Origin of the sequence: Pseudomonas sp. HN2 (assembly GCF_020736465.1) — a bacterium.
Classification (GTDB): domain Bacteria; phylum Pseudomonadota; class Gammaproteobacteria; order Pseudomonadales; family Pseudomonadaceae; genus Aquipseudomonas; species Aquipseudomonas moraviensis_A.
Genome location: NZ_CP085885.1, coordinates 2,089,352 through 2,101,693, shown reverse-complemented (window position 1 = coordinate 2,101,693; position 12,342 = coordinate 2,089,352). Strand labels below are relative to the sequence as shown.

Sequence of the window (12,342 nt, the reverse complement as noted above, 5' to 3'; positions counted from 1 at the left end):
GCCCGCACAAAAGAGCGATCAACCCGCCCGTGCCATGCAGTGCTCGATCAACGCTTCAAGCTCACGCTGGTAATCGCTCATCAGCGCATCCATGGTGCCGGCGCGGTAACGCTGGTTGCTGTAGATGCAGCGCAAGGCCAGTTGCCCGTCATAGACCTGGCCGACGATTTCCAGCCAGTTGCCCAGGTTCGCCTTGAGGCTGTAGTTGTCGCCGGTTTCTTCCAGTGCCGGCACCAGCAACGCCTGTTCATCGAAGCTCTGGTCGAACTGCCCGAGGTAGTTGAACGTCACCCGCGCCTGCGGCAAACCGGCGAGTTGCGCGCAGATGTCCGGGCCGGCCAGATGACGCAGCACGCCGTAGCCGATGCCCTTCTGCGGTACACCTGCCAGTTGCGCCTGCACATCGATGATCGACCGGCCGATGTCGTCACTGTCCGGGCGCAAACGCACCGGGAACATGCTGGTGAACCAGCCGAGGCTGCGGCTCAGGTCGATCGATTCGAAGAGGTCTTCGCGACCGTGCCCTTCAAGCAGAATCAGCGCCGACGGTTGCTGGCTCCAGCGGCACAGGGCGCGGCTGAGCGCTGACAGCAGCAGGTCGTTGATCTGCGTGCCGTACACCGCCGGGGCTTGTTTGAGCAGTTGTTCGGTGTGCTCGCGGGACAGCTTGAGCCGTGCCTGCGCCTGTTGCCGCACAAGGTTCTTGCCGCGCGGGTTGTCGCACGGCAGATCGACGCCCGGTTGATCCAGTTGCTCCAGCCAATAGCTCAATTCCTGCTCGGCAATCACCGGCGCCTGCGCCTGCAATGCCTCGGCAAACGAACGATAACTGCTGGTGCGAATCGGCAGTTGCGGCGCCAGCCCCTGCACGCATGCCTCATAAGCGACTTTCAGATCGTCGAGCAGAATCCGCCACGACACGGTGTCGACCACCAAGTGATGAATCACCACCAGCAAGCGTGCCTGACCGTCCGGCAAGGCCACATGCATGACCCGCCAGACCGGTCCGTCATCAAGTTTGAGGCTGCGCTGCGCAAGGTTGGCCAGGGCTTCGACCTCGTCGCTGTTCTGCGCTTCACGGCGCCACAGCACAGCCTCGTCGGATGCGCTGGTGCTGTAGCGCTGCAACCAGCGCCCGCCGTCCTTGGAAAAGCGCAAACGCAGCGAATCGTGATGTTGTTCGATCAAGCCCAGTGCCTGTTCCAGAGCATCGAGATCCAGTGGCTGACGTGCGCTGAGCAGCAACGACTGGTTGTAGTGATGCGCCTCGGCCATGCCTTCGGCGAAGAACCATTCCTGGATCGGCAGGAGATTGAACGCGCCTTCTGCGGCCACCTGGGTCAGGTCCGGCAGCGCTTGCCCAGCGCCCTCCTTCGCCACTTGCTGCTCGACGATGCCGGCGATGGTCTGATAGCGCATCAGATCGCGCAGCTTCAGCTCCATCTGCAGGGTCGGATGGTTTCTCACCCGCGAGATCACTTGCAGGCTGAGGATCGAGTCGCCGCCCAGTTCAAAGAAGTTGTCGCTGATACCCACCTGCTCGACCTGCAGCACCTGCGCCCAGATTTGCGCCAGCAGGCTTTCCTGCTCAGTGCGGGGGGCAAGGTATTCGTCGCTTTTGAATTGCGGTTCAGGCAGTGCCTTGCGATCGAGTTTGCCGTTGGGCGTGACCGGGAATGCGCTGAGGCAGACGATCTGCGCCGGCACCATGTATTCCGGCAGCGAGGCGCGCAGCCCGGCCTTGAGTTCATCGCCGATGTCTTCACCGCTGGCGGTGACCACGTAACCGATCAGTTGCTTGCCGGACGCATTGTCCCGAGCGATGACCAAAGCATCACTGACCGTTGGTAATTGACGCAGGCTGGCCTCGACTTCACCCAGCTCGATACGGAAGCCGCGCACCTTGACCTGATGGTCGATGCGCCCGACGTAATCGACCACACCGTCCGGGCGGCGGCGCACCAGATCGCCGCTGCGGTACAGGCGTTCGCCCGGGGCAAACGGGTTGGGCACGAAGCGCTCGGCGCTCAGATCGGGGCGCCCGTAATAACCGCGAGCAATACCGTAACCGCCGATGTACAACTCACCGGCAAAACCTGGCGGCAGCGGATTCAGATCGTCGTCGAGCACGTACAGCGAACGCGCACCGACGGCGCGGCCGATCGGCGCGTACGCCGCTTCGCAGTGCTGGCTGATGGCGACTTTCCATAGCATCGGCGTGACCACGGTTTCGGTCGGGCCGTAGCCGTTGGTGAAGTACTGCGGACGCAAAGCGGCTTTGACCTGTTCGAAGGTCTGCTCCGGCACCGCATCGCCACCGAAGCAGTAGATGCGCACCGCTGGCGGCGCGATGCCGCTGGCTGCCGCGTACTCGGCCAGTTGCTTGAGGTAGGCCGGCGGGAAGCAGGCGATGGTCACGCCGTAATCGTGCAGGGCCTGATAGGTCTGCTCCGGGGTCCATAGGCAACCGTCGCGGATCACCAGACGACCGCCGCTGTACAACGTACTCAGCCACCGTTCATGAGCGCCGTCGAAAGCGAACGACATGAAGTGCAGCTCGCAACTGCTGGCGTCCATTTCGTACAGCTCGGCGATGGCTTGGCAGTGCATGCTCAGCGGGCCCTGGGTGACGGCCACGCCTTTCGGCCGCCCGGTGGAACCGGAGGTGTAAACCAGATAGGCCAGGCTCTGCTCATGAACATCGCAAACCGGAGCAGCGTCGCTGTAGAGGCTGCGATCGAGCTGATCGATTTCCAGACGCAGCACGCCCTGCGGCGTCGGCATCGTCGCGCGCAGGCTGGTTTGCGTCAGCAGCAAAGCCATGCGCGAATCTTCGATCATGTAGGCCAGGCGCTCTGGCGGATAATCGATATCCAGCGGCACGTACGCGGCGCCGCTCTTGAGCACGGCAAGGAAGCTCACCAGCATTTCCAGCGAACGCGGCAACGCCACGCCGATCACCACTTCCGGCCCGGCACCGTGGGCAGTCAGGCACTGCGCCAGTCGGTTGGCCTGACGCTCAAGTTCAGCGTAGCTCAGGCTTTCGCCAGCGCATTGCACGGCGATCGCGTCGGGTTGCTGTTGCGCATGACGACTGATCAGCTCCGGCAGCAACTGCGGCGCGTGGCGGTGGGAAGGCTCGGCACTCCAGGCCTGCGCCGCGTGCCATTGTTCGGCGGACAGACGCTGCAGATTACCCAATCGCTCATACGGCGCGGCCATCATCGCCGCGAGGGTGTTTTCCAGAGTCAGGCGAATGCCTTGCACCGCCTCGGCGCTGAAGTGGCTGCGCAGGTACAGGTATTCGATCGACAACTCGTCGCCGAGCATCACCGCAAGGTCCATCGGCACGTTGGTCACGCCATGGCCGATGGATTTGCCGAAGGTCAGCTCGGTGTCGGTTTCTTCCTGCAAGCGCTCGTCGATCGGGAAGTTTTCGAACACCACGATGCTGTCGAACAGCGCCTGCCCCCCGAGGTTCGACCAGCGCTGCACATCCGCCAGCGGTGCCTGGGAGTAGTCGCGAATGTCGAGGTTGTAGGCCTGCACTTCGCCCAGCCAGTCGGCCAGACGCTGATCGGCCTGTGGGGTCTGAATGATCGGCAAGGTGTTGATGAACAGGCCGAGCATGTTGCCGACATTCGGCAGATTTTCCGGACGCCCCGACACGGTGGCACCGAAGGTCACCGTTTGCTGGCCGGTGTAGCGCTGCAACAGCAGCAGCCACGCACCCTGGATCAGCGTGTTGGGGGTGATGCGCAGATCACGGCAGAACTCCAGCAGACGCGCGGTCTGCGCCTTGTCCCAATTCGAATAGAGCGCATCGTGGCCGGTAACGTCGGCGCTGTGGCGCGGGTGCATCGCCTGACTCAGCGCGGTCGGTTCGTTGACCACCGCCAGACGTGCTTTCCAGAACAGCTCCTGGGCGTCCTGATCCTGTGCCTGCAACCAGGCAATGAAGTCGCGATAGCGGCCATTTTCGCCAGTCACCTGGCCCGTGGAGTAATACTGCAAGACCTCGCCGAACAGCCGCGAACTGCTCCAGCCGTCCATCAGAATATGGTGGCTGGTCCAGATCATCTGGTACTGCTCGTCGCCCAGATGCAGCAAGGTCACGCGCTGCAAACGCGCTTCGGACAAATCAAAACCCAATGCGCGGTCGGCGCTGGCGAAATCGGCAATCGCCGCCTCGCTGCAGTCCTGCCCACGCCAATCGAGCACCTGCATCTGCAGCGGCGCATGGCGATGCACGACCTGCAACGGCTTGGCCAACCCATCCTGCCAATGGAAACTGGTGCGCAGGATCGCCTGCCGGACGATGACGAATTCCCAGGCCCGGCGGAAACGCTCCACGTCGAGACCCTTGATCGGCAGGCTGACCTGTTGCACGTAAAGGCTGCTGCCGTTATCCGACAGCGTATGGAACAGCATGCCTTCCTGCATCGGCGACAGCGGGTAGACGTCTTCGATCAGCTCCGCCGGCACCGGCAAGGCATCGAGCTGCGCTTGATCCAGCTGCGCCAACGGGTAATCGGCAGCGCTGGCAGATTGCGCGTCTTCAAGCGAAACCACTGCGGCCAGTTTCTGCACCGTCTGCTGCTGGAACAGGTCCTTGGGGGTGAAGCAAATGCCCTGCTGCCGCGCGCGGCTGACCAGTTGAATCGAGATGATCGAATCGCCGCCGAGGGCGAAGAAATTGTCGGTCACGCCGACCCGCTCGATCTTCAGAATGTCCTGCCAGACCTCAGTCAGTTGCTGCTCCAGCGGCGTCGACGGTGCCACGTAATCGCGTTGCGCCTGACTGGCATCCGCTGCCGGCAAGGCCTTGCGATCGAGTTTGCCGTTGGGTGTCAGCGGCAATTGCTCGAGGAACAGCCACTGCGCCGGCACCATGTAGTCCGGCAGATCCGCCTTTAGCGCGGTTTGCAACTCAGCACTCAGCGCGTCCAGTTGCGCGAGGCTTTGATCGGCTTCGGCCGGCACCACATAAGCCACCAGTTGCTGGCCGCCAACGCCGTCCACCGCCAGCACCACGCCTTCGCGCACGCTGGCCTGGGCCAGCAGACGCGCTTCGATTTCCCCCAGTTCGATACGGAAGCCGCGCACCTTGACCTGATGGTCGATGCGGCCGACGTATTCGATTCGGCCGTCATCCAGCCAGCGCGTCAGGTCGCCAGTGCGGTACATGCGCTCGCCGTTGCTCGCCAACGGATTGGGCACGAAGCGCTCGGCGGTCAGGCCCGGGCGCAACAGATAGCCACGGGTGATGCCGTCGCCGGCCAGATACAGCTCCGCGGCGATGCCGATTGGGGCTGCCTGCAATTGCTCGTCGAGCAGGTACGCAGTGGTGTTGCGCAATGGCCGGCCGATGTTGGCCTGACCGCCGGGTTCGCGGCGCGTCCAGGTCGAATACGTGGTGTCTTCGGAAGGCCCGTACAGATCGTAGACGTGGGCGACCGAGGTCTCGCGGTACAGCGTGTCGACCAGCGCCTGCTTCAGCGGCTCGCCCGCCAGATTGATGATGCGCACGCCCGGCGGGATCTGGCCGATGCGTTGCAGCGCGGCAATCGCCGACGGCACGGTGTTGATCAGGCGCACCTGATCACGCTCGGGCAAGTCCGGCAGCTCCAGGGCATTGCGCGCTATGACCATGGATCCGCCACGCGCCAGGGTGACGAAAATCTCCCAGACCGACAGGTCGAAACACACCGACGTCGAGGCCAGCACGCCTTGCAGGTCGTCTTCGCTGTAGACCTCGGCGGACCAGTGAATCAGTGCCTGCACGTTGCGATGGGCGATGGCCACGCCTTTCGGTTTGCCGGTGGAACCGGAGGTGTAGATCACATAGGCAAGATTGGCCGAGTCAGCGCGCGCCGGCAGGTTGTCCGGTGCCTGCGCGGCAAACGCCTCGCCGCCGGCCTCGACCAGCACCACCTGCGCTTCTGTCGACGGCAATTGCGCCAGCAACGCTTGCTGGGTCAGCAGGACTTTCGCCTGGCTGTCGTCGAGCATGTAGGCCACGCGGTCGGCCGGGTAGTCAGGGTCCAGCGGCACATAGGTGCCCCCGGCCTTGAGCACTGCCATCAGGGCGATCACCAGTTCCGCCGAACGCGGCAGTGCCACGCCGACGCGCACCTCGGCCGTCACGCCGAGTGTCAACAAGTGTCGGGCCAACTGGTTTGCACGCCGATTCAGTTCGCCGTAGCTCAAGGCCACGCCGGCATGACTCAACGCCAGTGCCTGCGGATGTGCCGCCACCCGCGCTTCAAAGCTCTGCGAGATCAGGCGCTCGGCCGGATAAGCCGCGTGATTGTCGTTCCACTGCGCCAGCGTCTGACGCTCGGCCAGCGGCAGCAGACCGATCTCGCCGAGTGCCCGCTGCGGGGCCTGGATAAATTGCTCGAGCACTTCGCGCAAATGCCCGGCCAGACCGAGCACGCTGCGTTCGGCAAAATGCTCGGTGAGGTAGTTGAAATCGAGGTTGAGCACTTCGCTGGCGCCGGCGATCAGGGTCAGACCGTAGTTGGTCTGCTCGCGATGTTCCAGGCCGGAGAAACGCAGCCCGCCCGGATTGGCCTCCAGCGCTTCGGAGACCGGGTAGTTCTCGAACACCAGCAAGGTGTCGAACAACGCCTCGCCGCTCAAGGCGGCCAGACGCTGAATGTCCTGCAGCGGCGTCTGTTCGTAATCGCGTAGCAGCAGGTTCTTGTCCTGCACGCTGCGCACCCAGTCACCCACACTGAGGGTGGCCTGCGGGCTGGCGATCACCGGCAAGGTGTTGATGAACAGCCCCAGTTGTTCCTCGATGCCCGGCAGCTCCACCGGACGCCCGGACACGGTGGCGCCAAACGCCACGGTGGCCTGACCGGTGTAGCGTTGCAACACCAGCAGCCATGCCGCCTGCACCAGACTGTTGAGCGTTACCTGTTGCTGGCGGGAAAAGTTGTTCAGACGCTGAGTGAACGCTTCGTCGAAGTGCAGACGATGCATCTGCTTGCCCGGCCCCGGCACGGTGCGTCCGTGGCAGGCCGACGCCAGTCGGGTCGGCTCGTCGAGTTCGGCCAATTGCCCGCGCCAGAAATCCTGCGCGGCCACCTTGTCCTGGCCCTGCAGCCACACCAGAAAGTCCCGATAGCGGCCCTGCGCGCTCGGCACAGGCTGGCCGGCGTAATCCTGCAGCACTTCGCCGAACATCCGCGAGTTGCTCCAGCCATCCATGAGGATGTGGTGGCAGGTGAAAATCAGCCGATGGCGATCGTCGGCGGTGCGCAGCAGGCACAGGCGCAACAGCGGTGGATTCTGCAGATCGAAGCCGCGTTCACGGTCAGCCTGCGCCCGTGCTTCAAGCACCGCCGGCAGATCGGCGACATCGCGCACATCGATTTCCGGCATTTCCAGGGTCAGTTGGCGGTTGATCACCTGCAACGGCGCGTCGAGGCCATCGCGGCCCCAGATGAAACCGGCGCGCAGCACTTCATGGCGATCGACCACGCGCTGCCAGGCTTGCTGGAACCGCGCGACGTCGAGGCCGTCGATGTCCAGCAGCATCTGATAGACGTAGGCGCTGGAGTCCGCGTCGTACAGGCTGTGGAACAGAATGCCTTGCTGCATCGGCGCCAGCGGATAGATGTCCTCGATGCGCTGGGCGGCGATCGGCAGGCTGTCCAGATGCGCCTGGGACAAACCGGCCAGCGGCACGTCGGACGGCGTGAGGCCACCCGAGTGGCTGAGACAGTGGTCGATCAACTCGCTCAGCGCCACTTCGTAAGCGCGGGCCAGAGCGGCAATGGTCGCCTCTTCGAAGACGTCGCTGCTGTAGGTCCAGGTCAGGCTCAACTGGCCCTGATAAACCCGGCCATCGATGGTCAGCCAATTGGCCATCGGCGCGTTTTCGTCCTGACCGGCGCCCTTGTCTTCGGTGGCCGGCCGCCACAAAGCGTCTTCGTCGAAGTTGTTATCGAACTGCCCGAGGTAGTTGAACGTGACCTGCGGTTGCGCCAGTTCATGCAACGCCGCTTGTGCGTCGGGCGTGCCGAGATAACGCAGCAAACCGTAGCCGATGCCCTTGTTGGGGATCGCGCGCAGTTGCTCCTTGATGCCTTTGATCGAGGTTTCCAGACTGGCGTTTGGCGTCAGGCGCACCGGGAACATGCTGGTGAACCAGCCCACGGTGCGGCTCAGGTCGATGTCGTCGAAGAGGTCTTCGCGGCCGTGCCCTTCGAGCTGCACCAGCGCGCTGTCGCTGGCGGTCCACTCACACAACACTCGCGCCAGTGCGGTCAGTAGCAAGTCGTTGACCTGGGTGCGGTAGACCGCCGGGGCCTGTTGCAGCAACTGGCGGGTCCGTTCGGCGTCCAGCCGCGTGTCGACGCTGCGCTCGAAGCGGTTGTTCAACTGGCCCTGCGGATTGTCCAGCGGCAAACCGAGCGGGGCGTCGCGCAACTGCTCGCGCCAGTAGGCCAGTTCACTGTCCAGCGCCGCGCTGCGCGCATGCTCTTGCAGGCGCAAGCCCCAGTCTTTGAACGCGCTGGTCTTCGCCGGCAGGTGCACGCTCTGTCCGCTGCTGATCTGCTGATAGGCGCTTTGCAGGTCTTCCAGCAGGATTCGCCACGACACGCCGTCGACCACCAGGTGATGGATGACCAACAGCAGACGCTGACTGGCGTTTGGCAAGTCGACCAGCGCCGCGCGGATCAGCGGGCCGTTTTGCAGGTCGAGGCTGCGCTGCAGGTCCAGGCACAGCGCTGGCAAGGCCGCGCTGTCGTCCAGCGTAAAGCTGCACAACAAGTCGTGTGGCTGATCCGCCGCGCCATGGCTTTGCTGCCAGCCCTGTTCGGTTTGGCGATAACGCAGACGCAAGGCGTCGTGCTGTTTTTGCACTTGTGCCAAGGCCTGTTGCAGCGCAGCGGCTTGCAGGGTTTTTGCCGGGGTCAGCAGGATCGACTGGTTCCAGTGATGGCGCGCCGGGATGTCGCTGTGGAAGAAGTAATGCTGGATCGGCGTCAGCGGCGCGTCGCCGAGCACCTCGCCCTGCTCCGTTTGCACGGCGTCGCTCTGTTGCGCGACGGTGGCCAGACGCTGCACGGTCTGGTGCTGGAAAATGTCCTTGGGCGTGAAGCGAATGCCGGCCTGCCGCGCGCGACTGACTACCTGAATCGAGATGATCGAATCGCCGCCCAGTTCGAAGAAGTTGTCGTGCAGCCCTACCCGTTCGACCTTGAGCACGTCTTGCCAGATCTCGGCCAGACGCTGTTCCAGTTCACTGCGCGGTGCGGCGTACGCCTCCTGCACCTGGGCGACGTCCGGCTGCGGCAGCTGCTTGCGATCGAGTTTGCCGTTGGCGGTCAGTGGCAGCAGCTCAAGGAACGCCCAACTGACCGGGACCATGTAATCCGGCAGGGTTTCGCGCAGGTGCGCCTTGATCGAATCGCGCAGCGCGCCCTGCTCGTCCGCGTTCACTGCCTCGACGGGTACGACCCAGGTTGCCAGTTGCTGGCCGCTGAGGCCGTCCACCGCCAGCACCACCGCTTCGCGCACCTGCGGATGCTTGAGCAGTTGCGCTTCGATTTCGCCCAGTTCGATGCGGAAGCCACGGATCTTCACTTGGTGGTCGATACGGCCGATGTACTCGATCACCCCGTCGCCGCGCAGCCGTGCAAGGTCGCCGGTACGGTACAGGCGCTCGCCTGCCTTGCGATTGAACGGGTCGGGCACGAAGCGGGTGGCGCTCATGCCGGACTGATTCAGATAACCACGGGCCAGACCGGCACCGGCGATGTACAACTCGCCGATGCAGCCTTGCGGCACCAGGTTGAGCGAGCCATCGAGCAAGTACCACGACAGGTCGACTATCGGCGCGCCAATCGGGCTGCTGTGGTTGCTGTGCAGATCCGCCAGCGACAACGGCCGGTAAGTCACGTGCACGGTCGTTTCGGTGATGCCGTACATGTTGATCAGCGTCGGCGCGCGGTCGCCAAAACGTTCGAACCACGGGCGCAGGTTCTGCACTTCCAGCGCCTCGCCACCGAACACCACGTAACGCAGGGCATTACTGCGCGCAGAGTCACAGGCGACCTGCATCAACGGCTTGAACGCCGACGGCGTCTGGTTCAACACCGTGACATTTTCATCGCAGAGCAGCGTGTAGAAATCCTCCGGCGAACGGCTGACATCGTGGGGCACGACCACCAGTTTGCCGCCATACAACAGCGCGCCGAAAATCTCCCACACCGAAAAGTCGAACGCGTAGGAATGGAACAGCGTCCAGCTGTCCTGCGGGCCGAAATCGAACCACTGCTCGGTGGCGCTGAACAGGCGCATGACGTTGCCGTGCGGCAGCAACGCGCCTTTGGGTTTACCGGTGGAACCGGAGGTGTAGATGACGTAGGCCAGATTGTCCGGCGTGATCAGGCATGGCGGGTTGCTTTCGATGCTATGTTCCGGCGCCTGATCCAGATCGAGGCAGACCAGCCCCGACGGAATCGGCAACTGCCCGAGCAAATGACCCTGGGTCCACAGCAATTGAATGCCGCTGTCGTCGATCATGTAGCTCAAGCGATCATCCGGGTAGCTCGGGTCCAGCGGCACATAGGCACCGCCGGCCTTCAGCACCGCGAGAATGGCGACGATCATGTCCAGCGAACGCTCGACTGCAACGCCGACGCGCACGTCCGGGCCGACACCCCGCTCGATCAGCGTATGCGCCCATTGGTTGGCGCGGCGATTGAGTTCAGCGTAGGTCAGGCATTGCCCGGCAAAGGTCACGGCCACCGCGTCGGCATGCCGCGCGGCCTGGGCTTCGATGGCTTGCTGGATGCACTGGGTCAGCGGTTGTTCGACCCGCGGCGGATTCCATTGCGCCAACAGCTGTTGCTGCTGGCCGGCGTCGAGTATCGGCAATTGGCCGATGCGCTGGGTCGGCTCGGCGACGATCGCCTGCAACAGCGCAGTCCAGTGTTGCGCAAGACGCTCGATAGTCGCCGCGTCGAACAGGTCGGTGGCGTACTTGAGCACCGCTTCGATGCCGTGGGCCTGTTCGGTGGTGTTGAGGGTCAGGTCGAATTGCGCGGTCTGGCTCTGCCATTCCAGCGGCGCGATGTTCAGACCGTTCAGGCGCGTCGCAACGCTCGCACGGCGCTCGGCCTGGTGGTTGAACATGACCTGGAACAGCGGACTGTGACTGAGGCTGCGGCCCGGTTCCAGCGCTTCGACCAGTTGCTCGAAGGGCAAGTCCTGATGCGCCTGCGCCTCCTGCGCGGTCTGTTTGACCTGACGCAGCAGCTCGACAAATGGCAGCTCTGCGTCGACATCCGCCTTGAGCACCTGGGTATTGACGAAGAAGCCGATCAGGCGCTCGATTTCCACCCGGCCACGGTTGGCCACCGGCACGCCGACACGGATATCGCTTTGCCCGCTGTAGCGATGCAACAAGGCCTGAAACGAAGCCAGCAGCAACACGAACAGCGTGACGTTTTCCTGCCGGGCGAAGGCCTTGAGGGCATTGCTCAGCACCGGGTCAAGAATCAGGTTATGGCTGGCGCCGGCGAAGCTCTGCTCGACCGCGCGCGGGCGATCCAGCGGCAGCTCCAGTACCGGCTGTTCGCCGCCGAGCTTTTCCTGCCAGTAGGCCAGTTGGCGCTCCTGCTCCCCGGCTTCCATCCACTGGCGCTGCCACAAGGCGTAATCGGCGTACTGGATCGGCAGCGCGGGCAAACCGGCGTCGTGACCGAGGTTGAAACCGGCGTAGAGCTGCACCAGTTCCTCGATCATCACTTGCAGCGACCAGCCATCGGAAACGATGTGGTGCAGGGTCAGCACCAGCACATGCTCAACGGGGCTGACCTGGAGCAGTGCGGCACGCAGCAACGGGCCGTGCTGCAGGTCGAAAGTCTTCTGGCTCTGGGTCTGGACGAAGGCCTGGATCGAGCTGTCCGGGTCGTTCGCCAGATCAGCGCTCAGGTGATGAATCTCCAACGCAAAAGGTCCTGCGGGCAGGACCACTTGCAAGGGTTGTGCACTGTCTTGAGTGAATACCGTGCGCAAGGTTTCGTGGCGTTCGATCAGCGCCGCGATGCTGCGTTCCAGTGCCGGCACATCCAGCGGGCCCTGCAAGCGCAGGGCCGTCGGAATGTTGTAGGCCGCGCTGTGCGGTGCCCACTGCCAGAGGAACCACTGGCGCTGCTGAGCGTAGGACAGCAGCAACGGCTCTTCAGCCGTGCGCTTGAAAACCGGGGCAATGTCAAAGAGGTTGACGCCTTTCTGCTTGAGCAGAACCGCCAGAGCCTTTCTTTGCTTAGCCGAAAGTTGTCCTACCGACTCGATTAACTCTTGCACGCGTTTTTC

At 63.5% G+C, this 12,342-nt stretch carries 1 protein-coding gene; it reads right to left on the bottom strand.

Annotation, left to right across the window (positions count from 1 at the left end):
• Positions 1–18: 18 nt before the first annotated feature.
• Positions 19–12,333 (bottom strand): non-ribosomal peptide synthase/polyketide synthase, encoded by a 12,315-nt coding sequence (locus LIS66_RS09265; RefSeq protein WP_227974057.1) that lies wholly within the window; start codon positions 12,331–12,333, stop codon positions 19–21.
• Positions 12,334–12,342 lie beyond the last annotated feature (9 nt).